General features: G+C 43.6%; 20 protein-coding genes, 1 tRNA gene and 1 other annotated feature (1 of these 22 cut by a window edge). Of the genes, 19 read left to right on the plus strand and 2 right to left on the minus strand.

Annotation, left to right across the window (positions count from 1 at the left end; all coding sequences use genetic code 11):
- Positions 1 to 22: a binding site (T-box leader), on the plus strand (it extends 248 nt beyond the left edge of the window).
- Between the two features lie 88 nt (positions 23 to 110).
- The 7 genes from K6C05_RS07605 to K6C05_RS07635 all read left to right on the plus strand — a co-directional run bounded on the left by K6C05_RS07605 (position 111) and on the right by K6C05_RS07635 (position 7,708).
- Positions 111 to 1,781 carry a 2-isopropylmalate synthase gene (locus K6C05_RS07605; protein WP_296733229.1) on the plus strand — a complete coding sequence of 557 codons (1,671 nt, stop codon included), beginning with the start codon at positions 111 to 113 and terminating at the stop codon, positions 1,779 to 1,781.
- Positions 1,782 to 1,890: 109 nt separating this feature from the next.
- Positions 1,891 to 2,340, plus strand: a complete 450-nt coding sequence (gene dtd / locus K6C05_RS07610; RefSeq protein ID WP_296733231.1) for a D-aminoacyl-tRNA deacylase — start codon at positions 1,891 to 1,893, stop codon at positions 2,338 to 2,340.
- 156 nt (positions 2,341 to 2,496) lie between these two features.
- Positions 2,497 to 4,017 carry a ribonuclease Y gene (rny, locus tag K6C05_RS07615; protein ID WP_296733234.1) on the plus strand — a complete coding sequence of 507 codons (1,521 nt, stop codon included), beginning with the start codon at positions 2,497 to 2,499 and terminating at the stop codon, positions 4,015 to 4,017.
- Between the two features lie 243 nt (positions 4,018 to 4,260).
- Positions 4,261 to 4,779 (plus strand): hypothetical protein, encoded by a 519-nt coding sequence (locus tag K6C05_RS07620; protein ID WP_296733236.1) that lies wholly within the window; start codon positions 4,261 to 4,263, stop codon positions 4,777 to 4,779.
- Positions 4,780 to 4,984: 205 nt separating this feature from the next.
- Positions 4,985 to 5,767, plus strand: a complete 783-nt coding sequence (locus K6C05_RS07625; protein ID WP_296733237.1) for a TIGR00282 family metallophosphoesterase — start codon at positions 4,985 to 4,987, stop codon at positions 5,765 to 5,767.
- Positions 5,768 to 5,847: 80 nt separating this feature from the next.
- On the plus strand, positions 5,848 to 6,675 hold the full coding sequence (locus K6C05_RS07630) for a PHP domain-containing protein (RefSeq protein ID WP_296733239.1): 828 nt from the start codon (positions 5,848 to 5,850) through the stop codon (positions 6,673 to 6,675).
- A gap of 163 nt (positions 6,676 to 6,838) precedes the next feature.
- Complete coding sequence (locus K6C05_RS07635) at positions 6,839 to 7,708, plus strand: Asp23/Gls24 family envelope stress response protein (protein ID WP_296733273.1); 870 nt, start codon at positions 6,839 to 6,841, stop codon at positions 7,706 to 7,708.
- An 81-nt stretch (positions 7,709 to 7,789) separates the two neighbouring features.
- Here K6C05_RS07635 and K6C05_RS07640 read toward each other — a convergent pair.
- Positions 7,790 to 7,865, minus strand: a tRNA-Gln gene (locus K6C05_RS07640).
- Between the two features lie 264 nt (positions 7,866 to 8,129).
- Between K6C05_RS07640 and K6C05_RS07645 the strand changes: the two genes are divergently transcribed.
- On the plus strand, positions 8,130 to 9,587 hold the full coding sequence (locus K6C05_RS07645; RefSeq protein ID WP_296733242.1) for a DUF389 domain-containing protein: 1,458 nt from the start codon (positions 8,130 to 8,132) through the stop codon (positions 9,585 to 9,587).
- Between the two features lie 99 nt (positions 9,588 to 9,686).
- Here K6C05_RS07645 and K6C05_RS07650 read toward each other — a convergent pair whose 3' ends face one another.
- A complete protein-coding gene (locus K6C05_RS07650) occupies positions 9,687 to 11,282 on the minus strand; it encodes a DUF4127 family protein (protein ID WP_296733244.1) in 1,596 nt (531 codons plus the stop codon).
- 85 nt (positions 11,283 to 11,367) lie between these two features.
- Here K6C05_RS07650 and K6C05_RS07655 point away from each other — a divergent pair, with 85 nt between their 5' ends.
- From K6C05_RS07655 to ispF, 11 genes are all read left to right on the plus strand, one after another.
- Positions 11,368 to 11,565: a hypothetical protein gene (locus K6C05_RS07655; protein WP_296733246.1), complete on the plus strand. Its 198-nt coding sequence runs from the start codon at positions 11,368 to 11,370 to the stop codon at positions 11,563 to 11,565.
- Between the two features lie 124 nt (positions 11,566 to 11,689).
- Positions 11,690 to 12,271, plus strand: coding sequence for a 16S rRNA (guanine(966)-N(2))-methyltransferase RsmD (gene rsmD, locus K6C05_RS07660; protein WP_296733276.1), 582 nt, complete (start codon positions 11,690 to 11,692; stop codon positions 12,269 to 12,271).
- 3 nt (positions 12,272 to 12,274) lie between these two features.
- Positions 12,275 to 12,754, plus strand: coding sequence for a pantetheine-phosphate adenylyltransferase (coaD, locus tag K6C05_RS07665; RefSeq protein ID WP_296733249.1), 480 nt, complete (start codon positions 12,275 to 12,277; stop codon positions 12,752 to 12,754).
- Between the two features lie 50 nt (positions 12,755 to 12,804).
- On the plus strand, positions 12,805 to 13,320 hold the full coding sequence (locus K6C05_RS07670; RefSeq protein ID WP_296733252.1) for an ATPase: 516 nt from the start codon (positions 12,805 to 12,807) through the stop codon (positions 13,318 to 13,320).
- A gap of 238 nt (positions 13,321 to 13,558) precedes the next feature.
- Positions 13,559 to 14,005, plus strand: a complete 447-nt coding sequence (locus tag K6C05_RS07675; protein ID WP_296733255.1) for a CtsR family transcriptional regulator — start codon at positions 13,559 to 13,561, stop codon at positions 14,003 to 14,005.
- A gap of 5 nt (positions 14,006 to 14,010) precedes the next feature.
- Positions 14,011 to 14,148 (plus strand): hypothetical protein, encoded by a 138-nt coding sequence (locus tag K6C05_RS07680; RefSeq protein ID WP_296733257.1) that lies wholly within the window; start codon positions 14,011 to 14,013, stop codon positions 14,146 to 14,148.
- Between the two features lie 2 nt (positions 14,149 to 14,150).
- A complete protein-coding gene (radA, locus tag K6C05_RS07685; RefSeq protein WP_296733260.1) occupies positions 14,151 to 15,530 on the plus strand; it encodes a DNA repair protein RadA in 1,380 nt (459 codons plus the stop codon).
- Between the two features lie 259 nt (positions 15,531 to 15,789).
- Entirely contained in the window at positions 15,790 to 16,275 is a 486-nt protein-coding gene (locus tag K6C05_RS07690) for a CarD family transcriptional regulator (protein WP_296733264.1), read from the plus strand.
- A gap of 252 nt (positions 16,276 to 16,527) precedes the next feature.
- Positions 16,528 to 17,694, plus strand: a complete 1,167-nt coding sequence (locus K6C05_RS07695) for a PIN/TRAM domain-containing protein (RefSeq protein ID WP_296733267.1) — start codon at positions 16,528 to 16,530, stop codon at positions 17,692 to 17,694.
- A 59-nt stretch (positions 17,695 to 17,753) separates the two neighbouring features.
- A complete protein-coding gene (gene ispD / locus K6C05_RS07700) occupies positions 17,754 to 18,503 on the plus strand; it encodes a 2-C-methyl-D-erythritol 4-phosphate cytidylyltransferase (protein WP_296733268.1) in 750 nt (249 codons plus the stop codon).
- 17 nt (positions 18,504 to 18,520) lie between these two features.
- Positions 18,521 to 18,994 (plus strand): 2-C-methyl-D-erythritol 2,4-cyclodiphosphate synthase, encoded by a 474-nt coding sequence (gene ispF, locus K6C05_RS07705; RefSeq protein ID WP_296733269.1) that lies wholly within the window; start codon positions 18,521 to 18,523, stop codon positions 18,992 to 18,994.
- The last annotated feature ends 164 nt before the right edge of the window (positions 18,995 to 19,158 follow it).

Here is a 19,158-nt window from a genome sequence, read left to right on the forward strand (position 1 = left end):
AAGGCAGCCTTTCGTCTCTTTGGAGATGAAGGGTTTTTTGTTTAGGTACAGTTACAGTATGTTCAGAAAGAAAAATTAATCATTTCCATAAATAAAAAGGGGAGAGTGCAATGAAGAATTATACAAAATATTCCAAGGGCTATTATATGCCACCAAAACCAGATATGAGCTGGATGTATAAGGAATTCCCTGACAAGGCGCCTAAATGGTGTTCTGTGGATTTGCGGGATGGTAATCAGGCATTGATTATTCCAATGAGCCTTGATGAGAAAATAGAGTTCTTTAAGATGCTGGTGGAAGTGGGCTTTAAAGAAATTGAGGTAGGTTTTCCCGCTGCTTCGGAAACAGAATATGCATTTCTCCGTCGTCTTGTTGAAGAAAATCTTATTCCTGACGATGTTACCGTGCAGGTATTGACCCAGGCCCGTGAGCATATTATCAAAAAAACCTTTGAGGCTCTGGAAGGGGTAAAGAATGCCATAGTACATGTTTATAATTCCACTTCTGTAGCACAGCGACAGCAGGTTTTCAGAATGTCCAGGGAGGAAATAAAACAGATTGCCATTGATGGTGCAAAGCTTTTAAAGAAGCTTACAGAGGAAGCCGGTGCTGATTATCGCTTTGAATATTCTCCGGAGAGCTTTACCGGTACGGAGCCTGAATATGCCCTGGAAGTATGTAATGCCGTTCTTGATGTTTGGAAGCCAACGCCGGAGCACAAGGCCATCATCAATATTCCGGTAACAGTTGAAATGTCGATGCCTCATGTGTATGCCATGCAGGTAGCATATATTTCTCAAAATATCAAGTACCGTGATGCAATAGAGCTGTCCCTTCATCCACATAATGACAGGGGCTGTGGTGTAGCGGATACAGAGCTTGGCCTATTGGCAGGTGCTGACCGTGTAGAAGGGACTTTGTTTGGTAACGGTGAGCGTACAGGTAATGTGGATATTGTTACCCTGGCCATGAACATGTTTGTTTTAGGTGTTGATCCAAAACTGGATTTTACGGATATGCCAAAGCTGGTTGATCTCTATGAAAAGGTTACCAGAATGCAGGTGCCTCCTCGTCAGCCATATGCTGGAGCATTGGTGTTTGCAGCTTTTTCAGGGTCACATCAGGATGCTATTGCCAAGGGGATGAAGTGGCGTGATGAAGAAGATCCTGATCATTGGACCACACCGTATCTGCCTATAGATCCTCATGATGTGGGCAGGGAGTACGATGGCGATGTAATTCGTATTAACAGTCAGTCGGGTAAGGGCGGGGTAGCCTTTATCATGGAACAGAAATACGGAATTTCCATGCCGAAGAAAATGCGTGAGGACTTTGGATATTGCGTAAAGAGCGTTTCCGATCACAAGCATAAGGAATTGATGCCGGATGAAATTTATCAGATTTTCCACGATAATTATGTAAATGTGGAAGCACCTTATAAATTGATAGATTTTATTCTGAAAAAGGATGTTGATGGCAGCCGCTCCGGTGTTGTTGATCTTGAAATTGATGGTAAGCCGGTTACCTTCCAGGCCAAGGGGAATGGCCGCCTGGATGCTGTTTCAAACGCCATTCAGGAAAATACCGATATTAAGTATACAGACTTGACCTATAGTGAGCATGCTCTTGAAATAGGTGCCAATTCCCGGGCCATGGCATATATTGGCATTACCGGGCCTGATGGGAAAATAACCTGGGGGGCCGGGATGGATACAGATATTATTACCGCTTCCATCATGGCATTGTTTAGTGCCATGAACAGAATGAAGGCTGGTAAATAATATTAATTATGATACAATAATATGGTATTGTTTTAGGCAAAGGGCCTGCTGCAAATGCGGGCCTTTTTTGTATAGAAAAAATATATTCTGTATGGAGGATAGTTTTGATATGAAAGCCGTAGTTACCCGTGTAAATTCTGCGTCAGTGGAAATAGAAGAAAAAATTAATGGTTCAATTGGCAGGGGCTTTTTGGTTTTGTTGGGAATTGCGCCTGATGATACGGAAAGTGATGTGGAGATTTTAGCTGAAAAAATATGCAATTGCAGGATTTTTTCTGATGAAAAGGGTAAGATGAACCTGAATCTGGAAACTGTAGGAGGGAGTCTCCTGGTGATATCCCAGTTTACGCTGTTTGCAGATCTGAAAAGCCGCAGGCCCAGCTTTTCGGGGGCAGGTAAGCCTTCCATGGCAATCCCCCTTTACGAAAAATTTTTGGAGCTGTGCCGTTTAAAAGGTTTTGTTGTTCAGCATGGAGAATTTGGTGCAGACATGAAGGTGGTGTCGGAGAATGATGGTCCTGTGACATTGATTTTTGATACTTCAGAATGGCGCAAATAATGGGCTCCTAGGGTATCCTTCCTTGACACTGTTTACTAATTTCAGTACAATATAATAGAATGGCTGTGTGGTCATATACAGTCAATTTTGATGATAATTAATGCTTAAATGGCTTATTAATTAAAAAGGGGGTGTGTTATTATCATTGAGATAGTTGTGGCAGCTGTTGGTGCACTTATTATCGGTGGCTTTTGTGGATATATGATGCGTAAGCAATCTGCAGAGAAGCAGATCGGTTCTGCTGAAGAAGAAGCACGACGCATTGTGAGAGACGCTGAGGAAAAAGGTGAGGCTGCTAAAAAAATGAAAATGCTCGAGGCGAAGGAAGATGTTCATCGTCTTCGTCAGGAGCTTGATAAGGATACTCGTGAACGCCGATCCGAAATCCAGCGTCATGAACGCCGTGTAGTACAGAAGGAAGAAAATCTTGACCGTAAGATTGATGCCTTGGAGAAAAAGGAAGAAAACCTTTCCTCCAGAGAAGCAAAATTGGAAAAAGCGCGTGCTGAGGTCAATGAACTTCACGAAAAACAGAAGGTTGAACTGGAAAGAATATCAGGACTTTCCACTGAAGATGCAAAAAACATGCTTTTGGTTGAGGTTGAGGAAGAACTGAAACACGAAAAAGCATTGATGATTAAGGAGTACGAACAGCAGACCAAGGATGAGGCAGAGAAAAAAGCCAGAAACATTATATCTCTGGCTATTCAGCGCTGTGCTGCTGATCATGTGGCAGAAACCACAGTTTCTGTTGTGGCATTACCTAATGATGAGATGAAGGGACGCATTATTGGTCGTGAAGGGCGTAATATCCGCGCCTTGGAGACTATGACCGGTATAGACCTGATTATTGATGATACTCCGGAAGCAGTAATTCTTTCTGGATTTGATCCTGTCCGCCGTGAGGTGGCCAGAATTGCCCTGGAAAAGTTGATTACGGATGGTCGTATTCATCCTGCCCGTATAGAGGAAATGGTTGAAAAGGCTCGCCGTGAGGTGGATCAGCGTATCAAGGAGGCTGGTGAACAGGCTACCTTTGATACGGGAGTTCATGGACTGCATCCAGAGATTGTGAAGCTGTTGGGCCGTTTGCGCTATCGGACAAGTTATGGACAGAATGTATTAAATCATTCCGTTGAAGTTGCGCATTTGGCAGGGATGATGGCCGCTGAGCTTGGCGTGGATGTTATGTTGGCCAAGAGGGCCGGTCTGATTCATGATATTGGTAAATCAATAGATAATGAAGTCGAAGGAACACATGTCACTATTGGTGCAGATATTGCCAAGAAATACAGGGAATCCAAGCTGGTTATTAATGCAATTGCAGCTCATCATGGTGATGAGCAGCCTATGACGGTAGAAGCTGTATTGGTAGCCGCTGCGGATGCAGTGTCAGCTGCGCGCCCTGGAGCCCGTCGTGAAAGTCTGGAGACTTATCTCAAGAGACTGAGCAGGCTGGAGGAGATTGCCGAAAGCTTTAATGGTGTTGAGAGATGCTTTGCTATTCAGGCAGGTCGTGAGATTCGTGTCATGGTTAAACCTGATAAGGTAGATGATGTTGAGTCAGTTGCACTGGCACATGATATCGTCAAGAAAATTGAGGCTGAGCTGGAATATCCAGGACAGATCAAGGCAACCATTATCCGCGAAACCCGGGTAGTGGATTATGCTAAATAATAACTGGGGACATTAAGTGTCGGGCTGTTGCATCTGCAACAGCCCGATTTTGTTTTTATTATAGCCAGGAACAAAGACTGGAAAAGAAGTCTAATATAAGGTATAATAATCATGTACTGAACACTTGTTGGATTTACCTGCAAATGAAATTAATATGGGTGTTCTCAAAAAAGATATGAGCGAGCCGGCAGATTAGCCGGCTCTTTAGAATTTTTTGTCATTATGTTGAAGGGGGTAGGTAATATGGAGCATTCAAACAGTACTGAAAGTGAAGTTAGCATGGACAGTGTTCAATTATTGGCATCGTTGCTGATATGTTATCCGGAGTTTTCCAAAATTACCTTGGACTCCAGGCGCAAGGCCATAATCATGGAAGTTTCCGTAAAAGGGGAACCGGATCCTGATACCTTTGTGGCTGATAAGCAGTTTATTATTGACAGTATCAAGCTGTATCATGATATTGAATATAGCCGTGATGCGGAGTTCGCCCTGTTTTATTCTGATTATTCTCTTCATATATACAGGGATTTAGCAACTTTTTCCCACAATGAGGTTGGATTGCTGCTGCACTTGTTGAAAGACAGGTTTGGTGATAATATCTTAGCTGATGATAATAAAAATGCTGATGAGGATTTGTTGGCCACCCAGGCCGAAATGATAGACCATCGTATCAGATTCCTGAAGGAAAATCGTATCAATGAATCTGTGGTGGCTGTCCGTGAAGAGGGCAGAGTAATGGTTTTTGGTAACGATTATATATAATGAGCTTAAGATGTCCTCTTCCTCTTTAGGTGGGGGAAGAAATGAATAATAGGCGGTGGGCATATCTCCCGCCTAGTGCGGCGTAGAGCTAGTGCCCTTCGGTAAAATGCTGATTGGAATATTTTCCTTCTGGGGAAAATTTGAGCAATGGCGTTATTGCAGGCAGGTGGCTCTTTGACCTGCCTGATTATGTGAGGTAATATCCATGAGATTGATGATTGTTGGCGATGTAGTGGGACGGCCTGGACGCAAGGCTTTTGCCAGGCATACCCGGGAGCTTCGTCAAAAACATAATGTTGATGTTGTAATAGTGAATGGTGAGAATTCTGCCGGTGGCAAAGGCGTGAGCCGAAAATCACTGGATGAGCTGTATAATAATGGCGCAGATATCATTACCTCCGGTAATCATATTTGGGATAACCGTGAAGTTTATGGCTTGATTGATTCTGAGCCGTATCTGATACGGCCGGCCAATTACCCTGAAGGGGCGCCGGGAAAAGGATGGTGTATTTATCCTTTCAAGGCTAAAAATATTGCTGTTGTTAATATGTCCGGCCGTGCTTTTATGCCGGAGATGGATTGTCCCTTCCAGAAAATCGAGGATGTGCTTTCTGAAATAAAAGATCAGGCTGATATTACCATATTGGATTTTCATGCTGAAACTACATCTGAAAAAATGGCTATGGGATATTATCTCGATGGCAGGGTTCAGGCAGTAGTGGGGACACATACCCATATTCAGACTGCTGACCAGAGGATTTTGCCTAACGGTACTGCATATATTACCGATCTGGGAATGGTGGGACCGTTGAATTCTGTTCTGGGCGTTAAAGCTGATATTATTATTAAAAAATTTACATCCTGCATGCCTGTGAGGTTTGAATTGGCTGATGGTCCTGCAGTGTATTCGGCTGTAATAGTGGACATCGAGGACGCTACTAATCGTTCCACAGGAATAGAAAGAATTCTGATAAATGAAGATCAGTAAAGTCTTAGGTGCTCAAAGCAGGACTTTTGGTTAAAATTGCGAATATATATCGCTAAAACCATGTGATGGAGAGAAAATCTATGTCAAGTGATTTACATATGCACACCCGATGCTCCGATGGGCTGTTGAATCCTGAGGAAATTGTGGATGCTGCAAAGGCAGCAGGCCTTAATTATATTGCCATTACTGATCATGACACAGTAAATGGTATTTGTCAGCTGTATGAGGCGGGGCTTTATCCGGCCAAGGGTATCAAGATAATACCCGGGATAGAGTTTAGTGCACATCATGAGACCCAGGAAATTCATATTTTGGGTTACAATATTGATATTTATGACAAAAATCTGACTGATAAGCTGAATGATGTTGTGGAGGCAAGATGGTCCAGATTTTCCAGTATTGTTAAAAAACTGCAGGAGATGGAGTATGATATTTCCGAAACGGATGTGTTGGAAATTGCCGAGGACAGTACTTCCATCAGTCGTTCACACATTGCACAGGCTATGGTGAAGAAAGGGTATTTTTCATCAGTAAGGGCATGCTTTGAGGAAATCCTGGAGAAGGGGCGTCCTGCATATGTTTCCCATTTTCGTCTTGAACCTGGTGAAATAATAGATCTGATAAAGCAAAGCGGGGGGATTCCTGTATTGGCTCATCCAAAGCTGATAAGGGATGATGTCTTGGTGGAGCAGCTGCTTAAACAGGGGATAGAAGGTGTTGAAGCCTTTTATCCGAAGCATGACAGTGAGGATACGGCACGGTATCTGGAAATGGCCAACCGTTATAATCTGATGGTAACAGGTGGTTCGGATTTTCATGGCATACCCGGCCGGTCACCGTTATCCCTGGGAGACTTTGTAATTGATGACAGCTATGCTGCTGAGCTATATCGTGATCCAAATATGTAAAAATAATGAGGGTAAAGAAATCCTTATCTCCTGTAGGTGGGCAGCATATCATAACAGGGGGTGTGCATGTTTCTGGCCTCGTTGAAATGCTAATAGTAATATTTTTCTTTTAAGGAAGGAAAATGTGAATAATTGCGTTATGAATTGCATAGGTGGTGATTTTTTGGAGGTTATTGCTTTTGTTGGTCCCAGTGGCACAGGTAAAAGTCATAGAGCGCTGCTGGTTGCACATAATACACAGGCGGATGCTATTATTGATGATGGCTTGTATATCAAGGATGGCAAAATATTGGCAGGAAGCTCGGCCAAAAAAGAACAGAATAAGGTGCTGGCAGTAAAAAGGGCTATTTTTGTCCTGCCAGGCCATGCTGACGAAGTTCGTAATGCCATTGAAAACAGTCAGCCAAAGAAAATTTTGATTTTGGGTACCTCTGAAAATATGGTCATTAAGATTGCCAAGGCACTGAGGTTGCCGGAAATCTCAAGATTTATTCATATAGAGGATATCGCCACCCAGGCTGAGATTGATAAGGCCCGGGATCATCGCCTGCAACAGGGAAAGCATGTTATCCCTGTACCTACGATAGAATTAAAGCCGCATTTTTCAGGATATTTGGTAGATTCTCTCAGTTCATTGCTAAAGCGGAACAGTGAAAGTCAGCGGAGCAGGCATAGGCATCTGGGAGAAAAATCAATTGTGCGGCCTGTATTCAGCTATTGTGGAAAGCTGGTAATTGAGGATTCGGCCATTGAAGCTATTGTCAGGAAAATACTTTTGGACAGCGGCAGCGTGAACAAGGTCGTGCTGGCTGAGGTGCGGCATATTTATAAGGGCGATGGGGCTGTGGGCTATGAATCCCAGGGAATAGAACTCAACTGTGATGTAATTATTTCCTTTGGCAAGCATATCCCGACACTGGTTCAACAATTACAGGCCATGGTGAAAAAGGAAGTTGAAAATCTGACAGGAATGGCGGTCAAAAAAGTTAATATCACTATCAAGGCATTATTTGTTCATCCTAAAAAGGTGTAAGGCGATAGGATTGTGCCTTGTGGGGAAAATGCACATTGCAATAAAAAACGCTCTGCCTACAGCAGAGCGTAAATTTGTTTTTGGCAGGGGTAGCAGGACTCGAACCTACGAATGCTGGATTCAGAATCCAGTGCCTTACCAACTTGGCGATACCCCTATATATTTTCTTTGCAACGATAATTAGTATACGACATTCATTTTACTGTGTCAAGAAAAATATGATTTTCCCGTTGATAAAATGATGGAGTTAATATTGCACATGAATCAAATGGTTGGTATGATGTGGGAAAATGATAATAACGAGCTTTAAGAGGTCCCCTTCCTCTTTAGGTGGGGGAAAACAAACTACAACAGCTGGTGAGCATATCTCCCAGCTCGTTGAAACGCTAATTGGAAGATTTTTCTTCTAAAGAAGAAAAATTTGAACAATGGCGTTATAATGTTAAATCGTGCAAAGGCGCCAGGGGATATCAGTGCCTTTTATTGTATACGGGTGATCTGGGGAGATTGGACTATGGAAATTTTAAAAAATATCATTGGTAATATTTTCGATTTGCAAAAGGATCGTGCACCTTTGTCGGAAATCGCTGAACGCATCTATTCCGGCGGGACCCTTAAGGGAACCAATATGTGTATCCTGATTCTGGCAATTTTCATCGCATCCATTGGCTTAAATATGAACAGTACGGCGGTCATTATTGGTGCCATGCTTATATCACCACTGATGGGGGTAATCATGTCCATAGGTTATGGTATGGCTACATATGACAGCAGTTATGTCAAGGAGTCGTTCTGGAAGCTTGTTTTTCAGGTAATACTTTCAGTTTTGACCTCGGCCCTGTATTTCAGTCTTTCACCAATCGATACGGCATCATCCGAATTGCTGGCCCGTACTGAGCCTACCATATGGGATGTTTTAATAGCTGTTTTTGGTGGCTTGGCCGGTATTATAGGCAGTACCAGAAGTGAAAAAAGTAATGTGATACCCGGTGTGGCCATTGCTACTGCGCTTATGCCACCACTTTGTACAGCCGGTTACGGCTTGGCACACCATTCCCTAAAATTCTTTTTTGGTGCATTGTACCTTTTCTTTATTAATAGTTTTTTCATTTGCCTTACCACTTTCCTGGTCCTAAAACTCATTAAGGTGCCTGCAAAGGCTTATGTATCAGAGCAGGCCTTTAAAAAACAGCGTTGGGGATTGACTGCATTGGGGATATTGATTGTGCTTCCCAGTATGTACATGGCTTATCATAGCGTCAATGCCAATCTGGAGCAGGTACAGATACAGACATTTATTGAGAAAAATTTTCACGGCAATGATCTGCAGGTTGTATCCTACAACATCAACGAACCGGAGCAGCGACTGGAGCTGACAATAATTGGGCGTACAGTTACTGCCGATGAGAAGGACACTTTTGAAGAGGGCCTTTCTGCATATTCCAGGCTGGCAGGCTTCAAGCTGCATATCATTCAGAATGATTTTTTGGGCAGTGTCCAGGCTGAGGACCTACAAAACATTCTTGATCCCCGTTGGCGTAAGATGGGTGGGATTTCATATGATGAGCTTCAGGATGAGGTAAAAAAATATAAGGAGCATAGCCTTACCTACGCTCCTGCATATAAACGCCTGACAGAGGATAAAAACATCATAGCCAATATTAACAAAAAAGCGCCAATTTTGTTTCCGCAATTTAAAACAATTGAGGGCGCAGCTATTCCCAGTGAAGATGATAAGGGGCAGGTGGTTTACAGTAAGTTTTTTGCCTTGGCATATCTGACAGGAGAATTAAACGAAGAAGAACAAAAACGCTTCCAACAGTGGTTGGACAGTGAGGTGGGCATGCCTGTCAAGGTCATGCTCCAGGTGGTGGAATAAAGGGCTCTGTTGATTTCCGTGCTTATGGGGCTAAACAATGAGAAATGCGGCTTAATTTATTGGCAGATGACAAACTGCCAATGAAAAAGCCGCATTTTATTATTTTTGTCCCTTTCTTATTTTCAGGGTAGTGTCTAAATTGATTTCAAAGGTCCGTGGCCAAGGGAAATATGCTTCCAGAAGAATATCTGATATCTGGTATGTAGTGCTGCTGTCTTTGAGGGTAAAAGGCTTTTTTGCCGCAGCAGAATGTTTGTACTGTGTCAGCCTTTGCTTCATTGTATTTTGCAGCATATCTGTTGACCATAGATAATTGTGCTGTAAATCCAGATCATAAACATTCATATATCCTTTTTTCCTGAGATTGATATTTACCAGGTCGATTACATCCTTCAGATAATAATAATCCTCGCAAAAGCGGTTGTTAAGATTCCTAAGGTTTCTGCAGACTATGGCATCCTGGTCACCACCACCTGACAGTGCTGTTAAATACATTGCTGCCTGGGCAACAGCAGTGCCAATTGAATTGCTGGCAGTATTCCAACCTGCATAGGCAATCAGGCTGTTTACCGGGTATTCCTCCTTTAACAGCAGGGGAAATAACGCTTCCTGGGCGGAGAAGGACTGAGTGAGGTCTACCAGGGCCACATATTTTCCTGCACGGTGATATTCATTTAATTTGTGCAGGCTGTCCTGACGGCAGTTCATGGTATCTTTTCCGGTACTGCTTATAAACAATATATAATCTGCCTCATCCGGGGAGTTTACCAGCTTTGCCTTATGAAAATTCAGGCGTTCTGTTGCAGTGGCTTCATTGTCTATTGCCATGTATGGTAACAGCCTATGAGCTGCTTCAGAAGAGCTGTAATCGACATATACATTCAATGGATGGCTTTGTGGATTATATTCAGCCGCCAAATTGGCAAGGATGGACAGTGCCACCTCATCGGCACCGTGAATAACAGCCAGCTTGTCCTTGGATAGCCCCTTTTTTTCTGCATAATGGCAAAATTCCTGGAGCTTGAGGTTGGGCAGACTTAAGGCCTCACCATCATCCTGTCCCAAAACCAGCTGATGCAGGGTTCCGTTTTCTACTAATTGTGCCAATTGGCAATTAAGGTAAAAATTTCTGTCATATATTTCCCTGTATAACCTTAGGTGGTCAGGTGATATGTCCTGCTCCAGCTGTTTGATTTTGTCCAAGGTTTCGGAATGGGGGCTGTTGTCATATTGATGGATTAGCCGTGACCATTCCATGATTTGCTTGCGGTCATGAAAATTTTCCACTATGTCAGGGGGATTCATCCTGGGTAAAATTGAAAAGGCATACAGCTTTACGGCAGGATTATCCTTATGCAGCTGCTCCAGATATTTTACCAAGGCTGTAATATCGTTGTTGGTAATGTGGTTGTTTCTGGAGGCAATAAGACCGCCATATAAAAGCTGGTCGATAGATATAATGGCCCTGTCACAGGTGTGGATTTGTGTTGCAGTCCATTCCCGAAGCTTGCCGGTTTCTCCTGCCTGGGTATAATAATCCATATATTCCGTGGGTGGTGTTATAATGGAAATGCCAGCTGTATGACCATTGTCGATGAGGAGCTTTGAACATGGTGGCCTGCTGTCAAGCGGAATGAGCAGTACCTGATGGGTGACTTCAGGCTCCGCATTTGACAGCTCCTCTCCTGTTGGCAAGGGAAATATCAATTTCCAGATGCCTAATAGCAGTATTAAAAATATTAAAATGTAAATTATATACGATATGGTAATTTTTTTCATAATGACCTCAGAAAATATGGTTGATGCTGTCAGCTGTATATGGCAGCAAACAGATATCCATGACTACATGGAGCTTGTATACCGATATTATACAGTATTACAGGGGAAAAGAAAAAAGAAGCCAGGCAAGGCTTCTTTTTTGGAGGGATGGAATATGAAAAATGGGTATATAGCAATTTGCTATGGTCATATAGTATAATTATAAAATGTAAAATACATGAAAGATCATGTAAATAATCTGAAAATGTGAATTCGCCCCTTGCAGATGTCAGGAAGACATTTTGGAATTAATCTTTCCGAGGGCGATCTTAATGAGGTTTTTTATGCGGATAATTACTGGTTCAGCACGGGGCTGTAATCTTAAAACTCCAAGAGGTATGGCTACCCGGCCGACATCTGACAGGGTAAAGGAGTCCCTTTTCAGTATACTGGGCAGTGAGGTGCTTGGAAAAAAAGTATTGGATATTTTTGCGGGAACCGGGGGGCTGGGCCTGGAGGCCCTGAGCCGTGGTGCTGAAAGCGCATGCTTTATAGATGCAGCTACTGCTGATATTATAACCTTTAACGCCAGACATACCCGGCTGTCAGATAAGGCGGAAATCATCAGGGGAGATGTTTTTGCCGGCATGGGAAGACTGGAACGCAATGGACAGAGGTTTGATCTGGTGTTTTGCGATCCTCCCTACCATAAAGGGCTCTGGGAAAGGGCAATTACCTGGCTGGATGACAGCAAACTGTTACAGGATAAGGCCTTGATAGTTGTGGAGCAGGGCGGGGATGAAAACGAACTGCCGGAATTGTCGCACATGCGTCTGTTGCGCAATCAAAAATATGGCAGGACCACACAGATTAATTTTTTTGAGTATAGCTCAGCTGAAGATATACATGCTGGACAGGAGGAATAGATAATGACTACGGCAATTTTCCCCGGGAGCTTTGATCCCGTTACCAATGGGCATATCGATATAATAAAAAGATCGGCCAGCGTTTTTGATAAGCTGGTGGTGGGGATTTTCAGCAATGTGCGAAAAAAAAGCTTTTTGCCTATGGAGCAAAAAATAGAGTCACTAAAGCAGGCGGTCCGGGATATCCCCAATGTTGAGGTCGTTTCTTTTGATGGACTGCTGGCTGATTACATGGAGGCCAATGATATTAAAGTTATTGTGCGCGGACTTCGCTCAATAACTGATTTTGAATATGAACAGGGCCAGGCACAGATTATCAGGCAGACACATCCGGAGCTGGATACATTTTTTCTTTTGACAAAACCGGAGCTGTCCTATATAAGTTCCTCGGTAGTGCGTGAAATATGTAATTTTGGTGGGGATATAAGTACATTGGTACCAGAATCGGTAGCAATTGCTATTGAATATTTTTCAAATAAATGATATGCTGATACAGTGTAAGATAACCTTTTACAGAAAGCAGGCTTGTGATTATGGAAATAGATAATATTTTGGAAGAAATTGAAAATTTGGTAGCAGGTTCCAATAGGGTTCCTTTTGTTGACAAGGTAATGATTGATGATGTTGAGCTGTTTCGTCTGATGGATGTTTTGAGGAGTGAGTTGCCTACTCAAATCCAGGAGGCATGTGATATTGTCAAGAAAAGGGATGAGATTGTCCAGGCAGCAAAGATGGAGGCTGATCGTTTGGTAGAAGGTGCCAAGCGTGAGGCTGATCATACTATTGAACAGGCCAAGGCATATGCAAAAAAAGCTGTTGAGCAGAATGAAATTGTCCTGCAGGCCAAGGCACAGGAAAAAAAGATTATGGATGAGACCATGGAAGCTGCCAACAAGCTGAAAAAAGATACTGAGGATTATTCCAACCAGCTTAAGGCCAGTGCTGATAACTATGCCAATGAGGTATTTAACCACGTTATTGAAAATATCAGTGGGGCTTTAAATGCTGTTCAGCAGGCGAAGGAGCAGCTGAACGACAACAAGCAGTAATTTTACATAATACAACAGATAGATGCCGCATGCGGCATCTTTTTTGTTGCTCCTGTATTGGCGGGGGATGCACATTGCATTCCGGAAAGCCTTGACTGATTAATCAGCAATGATATTTCCGGAAGTCCGATAACCTTTTCAATTGCAATTAGTCCTTTTTGTTATTGGAAAAAAAGACCATTTGGGTTATAATAAAGTCAAATAGTCAATTAATCAATTAATAACAGAGGGTGATATTATGAGCAATATTGCAGACTTAATAGAGGAATATATACTTCGCAGATTGGCAGAACAGCAGACAGGACAGGTGGAGCTGCGGCGTACCGATATAGCAGATGAGATATCCTGTGCACCATCACAGATCAGCTATGTACTTAATACCAGATTTACTCATGATAAGGGCTTTGCTGTAGAATCACGCCGTGGTTTAGGCGGATTTATCCGCATTGTGCGTGTGCCACTGCAGAATATTATTTATGAGGAAATGGTTGATAAAATAGATGCTGATACTGAGTTCGTTGAGATAAAAGCCATGGTGCGATATTTGATTCAGCATCAGATGATAAGCTCCCGCGAGGGGGCAGTGGTACTTCAGGCGGCAAATTGTGCTTACGGGTCAATGCCTGACGCAGAACGGGTAAAGATGCTCAAGGCACTGTTTATAACCCTGGCGGAATTTTCCTGATGTTTATGATGAAGAAAAATATGCTGCCGGATAAGGGTGGCGTGATAAATTATCTGCTTAACTTTGCAGTTGCTATTGTATGGATATTAAGGTGGGGAATCAGGCTGCTGAAATATCCTTTCAGCAGGAGGAGGAACCATTAAGAATGGCCAAGTCAAAAACAGTGTTTGTCTGTCAGGAATGTGGGTATGATACACCTAAATGGCTGGGAAAATGTCCTGGCTGTGGCAGGTGGAATACAATGGTTGAGGAGATTATAAAACCGGATAAGTCGCAACAGCGTGGATTGAATCTGGGGCTGTCAACCCAAAGCAAGCCATGTCCTATCAGTGAGGTGGTTCTCGAAAAACGCCCGAGAATGAATACCGGCTCTGCAGAACTGGACAGGGTGCTGGGTGGTGGAATAATCGCCGGATCCATGGTACTCATTGTTGGCGATCCCGGTATTGGTAAGTCCAGTCTGACATTGCGGGTGTGTGCAAATGGGGCCCGCATGGGGCGGCGGGTCCTATATGTTACCGGAGAGGAAAGCGTGCAGCAGGTGCGGATGCGGGCGGACCGTATTGATGCTGTTGCCGATTCCTTATTGGTGGTCAGCGAAACAAATCTGGAAGTAATTGAAAAGCACATTGTTGATCTGAAACCAGAAATTTTAGTGATTGATTCTATCCAGACCATATTCCGGCCGGATGTCCAAAGTGCTCCGGGCAGTGTAAGCCAGGTCAGGGAATGTGCCGTCGAGATATTACGGGTAGCCAAGACCAATGGGATTGCCGCATTTGTGGTAGGGCATGTGACCAAGGATGGCACACTGGCCGGACCAAGGGTGCTGGAGCATATAGTGGATACAGTACTGTATTTTGAGGGGGGCAATAATGCGGAATATCGTTTGCTCAGGGCTATAAAAAACAGATTCGGAAGCACAAATGAAATAGGTGTTTTTGAGATGCGCGATACCGGTCTTATTGATGTTTTGGATGCTTCCAAGCTGTTTTTATCTGATGGGCAGGAGGATAACGGAAGTGTCATAGTACCGGTCATCGAAGGGACAAGACCGTTGCTGGTGGAGATTCAGGCCCTGGTCGCAAAAACACCATATGTTCCGCCAAAAAGAACCTCCGATTCTGTGGATTTGAAGCGGTTACAGCTGTTATTGGCGGTTTTGGAAAAAAGAGTCCATTTGAATATGGGCAGTTGCGATGTTTTTGTAAAGGCAGCAGGGGGGATTCGGGTTGATGAGCCTGCTGCAGACCTGGGAATATGTGTAGCCATGGCATCAAGCTTTGCCGGGCGCCTTTTGCGTCCGGCCATGGTGATTTTTGGCGAGGTGGGGCTTTCCGGGGAAATACGGCCGGTAAGTCAGGCTGAAAATCGGGTTCGGGAGGCAAGGCGATTAGGCTTTAAAAGCGTCATTTTTCCACAAAAAAATTATGAACAATTGTTGGCTGAGGGTAAGTTTGAAGATATGCAGCTGTATGGAGCATCCACAGTTACTGAAGCTTTAAGTATGGCCATGCCCCGTTGAGCGCTAGCGGAATCGGCCTGACAATAAGTGGGGATGCATCCTTCAATGAAGCTTTTTGCCCGTAAGGACCGGCATAAATACTGTTGGGCAGGACGAGTATTCTCCTTGCAGAAGGCAGACTGTATGCCTGTTTGACTTTGGTCAAAATGGATATGAACAATTGACAGACATTTTTATATATGATAAAATTCAATCTTTTTTATTATCAAATTTTTTGGTATAATTTATAGTACAGTAGTATGATTAAGGGGGGGTATGTTTGCTGCAGATTGGTGATAAGGTTGTATATCCAATGCACGGGGCTGGAGAAATTACCGGCATTGAAGAGTATGATGTTATGGGGCAGGGCAAGATGAGACCCTATTATGTCTTAAAAATGCCGATTGGCGACATGAAAATCATGCTCCCTGCTGATAATATTGACAGTGTTGGATTGCGGCAGGTGAGCCCACCTGAGATGCGTAGTAAGATTGAAGCCGTTTTAAGGGATGCGCCTGTGAAAGCCGTTGGCAGTTGGAATAAAAGATTTCATGCCAACCTCGACCGCCTGAAGACAGGGGATATTCTGGAAGTTGCTGCAGTTGCCAGAAACCTGGCCCTGCAGGGGCTGGAAAAAAAGATTTCCAGTGGTGAGCAGCGTCTGTTGGATACTGCAAAACAGATCCTTTTGAGTGAAATGATTTTTGTATTGGATAGTACGCCGGAAAGTGCAGAGGCATGGCTTGAAAAAATGCTTCTGAGGTAATTGGGCAGTCGTGTTAAAAGAGGATTTTGGCGTGACTGCTCCCGTCTGGTAAATGGTAGTAGTACGGATCAGCCAGGCGGGAGATAGATTTTTGATAATGGCATCAAGGAGAGGTGATCAGCTGAGGCGGTCACTTTTCTTGTGTCATGGCTTTTTTCATGTGAAGCAGCCATGATATCTTTCAAAATGCTGATAAATAACCACCTGCTACCGATAGGCTTCAGGTGAGTATACACGAAAGGAGGTGGATTGATGCTTGATAAGGTGTTGAGATTTTTGGTTACAGCACTGTTGGCTGTAATAGGTGGTTTGGCCATGCATTTTCTCAGTCCTTTTCTCACTGAGCTGTTAAGCACTGAGGTGCTTAACATGAATTTTGGCCTTTTCAAAATTACCTTGGCAAATATGATCTTTATTCTGATTGGAATATTGATTGGTGCTGTAGTTGGCTATTCGATTTCACCGTTTTTTGCTTCGAAGCTGCGAAGATTTTCTGTCTGGGTGGAAACCCAGCTTAACAAAATGCCACTGCATGATGTAATATCTGGAGTCATCGGCCTGGCCATCGGACTTATAATTGCTAATTTATTGGGGGTAGCTTTTTCAAAAATACCTGTGGTAGGGGATTATATTCCCGTTATATTGAGTGTGGTATTTGGCTATCTTGGTATTCATATCGTTATTCGAAAGCAAAAGGAACTTCAGGAGCTGATTGGCAAGCTGCCAAGATTCTTCAAGGAGGCCAGCCAGCTTAGGGAACAGTCAAAGAAAAAGAAAAACAAGGAATTGGCTGGTTATATTGCGGATAATACAGCTAACGAAGGTCCTTGCAGTAAATTGTTGGACACCAGCGTAATCATTGATGGACGGATTGCAGATATCTGCAGCACAGGGTTCATAGATGGTAAGCTGCTTATCCCGGTATTTGTACTGGAGGAATTGCAGCATATAGCCGATATGTCTGATTCCCTGAAACGGGTTCGCGGACGCCGGGGGCTGGATATTCTGAAAAAGCTGCAGAATGATTTTGGTTCACAGGTAGAAATAGTCAATCAGGATTTTGATGATATCTCTGAGGTGGATTCCAAGCTGGTCAGATTAGGACAGCTGACCGGCAGCAAAATCATAACAAATGATTATAATCTGAATAAGGTTGCTGAACTCAGAGGAGTGCCTGTGCTCAATATCAATGAGCTGGCAAATGCTATCAAGCCGGTGGTTATACCTGGCGAATATATGCATGTTACTGTAGTGAAAGAAGGCAAGGAACAGGGGCAGGGTGTTGCATACCTGGAAGATGGTACCATGATTGTTGTGGAAAATGGCCGCAAATTCATTAATGAGGCAATTAAGGTTGAGGTCACATCTGCACTGCAGACAGCGGCGGGCAGAATGATTTTTGCTAAGCCTGTTTCGTGATTGAAGGGCTCCTGTCGGAGCCCTTTTATATTATCTGGTGATATTGCTAGGAGGGTAATATGGTTACTGTTATTTTCCCTGCAGCAGGCAGGGGAAAGAGAATGCAGGCGGGGATGAACAAGGTTTTTATGCCCCTGGCCGGGGTTCCGATACTGGTAAGAACCTTATTGCGCTATTCCGGATGCAGTGAAATTGACCGTATGGTGGTAGTTGTAGCTGCAGAGGAAGTTGACTTCGTAAAAAAAATCCTGGATAAAATACATGGGCTGAAGCCCTATAAGGTCGTTGCCGGTGGCAGTGAGAGACAGTATTCAGTGTTAAATGGCATAAAAAGTGTTGCCGGCGATGATGATGAAATCATTCTCGTGCATGATGCAGCCAGACCTTTTGTCAGTCACAAAATAATAGCTGATACTGTTGCGGCAGTTGAAAGGTACGGTGGAGGTATTGCAGCTGTACCGGCAAAGAATACCATTAAGGTATGTGATGAAAATGGTGTGGTCCAGGCTACACCTGACAGGGCGTCCTTGTGGGAGATCCAAACGCCCCAGGGATTTACCCGGGGGCTTCTCATGGAAGCAAATGACAAGGCCACTGCCGATAATTTTCTGGGCACAGACGATGCCAGTCTGGTAGAAAGAATCGGCCATAATGTACATATAGTGAGAAGTGACTACAAAAACATAAAAATAACCACCCCGGAGGATTTGCTGATAGGAGAAGCCTTCATACAGGAAGATGACGGGGATATCAGTGGAGAAAATAAGGCTGTAATGGCTGAAATAAATGAATTGTTTAAGAATATATAGCCAGAGGAGTGTTTTCGTTGATCAGATTTGGTATGGGATATGATGTACACCAGTTAGCAGAAAACAGAAAATTAATTATTGGCGGCGTGGAAATTCCGTATGAAAAAGGACTTTTGGGACATTCTGATGCAGATGTATTGCTTCATGCAATTTCTGATGCGTTATTGGGTGCTGCAGCCCTTGGGGATATAGGCAGGCATTTTCCGGACACCGATGACAGATATAAGGGAATATCCAGTTTGGTCCTGCTTGAGCATGTCGGGAAGCTGCTGGCTGAAAAAGGCTATGCAGTGGGGAATGTTGATGCAACTATTGTTGCACAACGACCTAAAATGCTGCCATACATTCAGGAAATGCGGGAAAATATTGCTTCTGTGCTCCGGGTTGAGCCGGACTGTATCAATGTTAAGGCCACTACTGAGGAACACCTGGGCTTTACGGGAAATGGTCAGGGAATTTCCGCCTATGCAGTTGCAGGAATTGAAGGCTGATGATACAATCGTTTATTACAGATATTATAACGCCATTGTTCAAATTTTTCTTCTTTAGAAGAAAAATCTTCCAATTAGCGTTTCAACGAGCTGGGAGATATGCTCGCCAGCTGTTGTAGTTTGTTTTCCCCCACCTAAAGAGGAAGGGGACATCTTAAAGCTCG

It is taken from the genome of Anaerovibrio sp. (genome assembly GCF_024697385.1).
Taxonomy (GTDB): domain Bacteria; phylum Bacillota; class Negativicutes; order Selenomonadales; family Selenomonadaceae; genus Anaerovibrio.

Excerpts from the sequence above, each read along its gene's own strand:
- K6C05_RS07625 (WP_296733237.1), top strand. The coding sequence starts at position 4,985 with ATGAGATTGATGATTGTTGGCGATGTAGTGGGACGGCCTGGACGCAAG.
- K6C05_RS07680 (WP_296733257.1), top strand. The coding sequence starts at position 14,011 with ATGATGAAGAAAAATATGCTGCCGGATAAGGGTGGCGTGATAAATTAT.
- radA (WP_296733260.1), top strand. The coding sequence starts at position 14,151 with ATGGCCAAGTCAAAAACAGTGTTTGTCTGTCAGGAATGTGGGTATGAT.
- coaD (WP_296733249.1), top strand. The coding sequence starts at position 12,275 with ATGACTACGGCAATTTTCCCCGGGAGCTTTGATCCCGTTACCAATGGG.
- K6C05_RS07655 (WP_296733246.1), top strand. The coding sequence starts at position 11,368 with ATGACCTCAGAAAATATGGTTGATGCTGTCAGCTGTATATGGCAGCAA.
- ispD (WP_296733268.1), top strand. The coding sequence starts at position 17,754 with ATGGTTACTGTTATTTTCCCTGCAGCAGGCAGGGGAAAGAGAATGCAG.
- rsmD (WP_296733276.1), top strand. The coding sequence starts at position 11,690 with ATGCGGATAATTACTGGTTCAGCACGGGGCTGTAATCTTAAAACTCCA.
- K6C05_RS07620 (WP_296733236.1), top strand. The coding sequence starts at position 4,261 with ATGGAGCATTCAAACAGTACTGAAAGTGAAGTTAGCATGGACAGTGTT.
- K6C05_RS07670 (WP_296733252.1), top strand. The coding sequence starts at position 12,805 with ATGGAAATAGATAATATTTTGGAAGAAATTGAAAATTTGGTAGCAGGT.
- K6C05_RS07630 (WP_296733239.1), top strand. The coding sequence starts at position 5,848 with ATGTCAAGTGATTTACATATGCACACCCGATGCTCCGATGGGCTGTTG.
- dtd (WP_296733231.1), top strand. The coding sequence starts at position 1,891 with ATGAAAGCCGTAGTTACCCGTGTAAATTCTGCGTCAGTGGAAATAGAA.
- K6C05_RS07695 (WP_296733267.1), top strand. The coding sequence starts at position 16,528 with ATGCTTGATAAGGTGTTGAGATTTTTGGTTACAGCACTGTTGGCTGTA.
- K6C05_RS07605 (WP_296733229.1), top strand. The coding sequence starts at position 111 with ATGAAGAATTATACAAAATATTCCAAGGGCTATTATATGCCACCAAAA.
- K6C05_RS07675 (WP_296733255.1), top strand. The coding sequence starts at position 13,559 with ATGAGCAATATTGCAGACTTAATAGAGGAATATATACTTCGCAGATTG.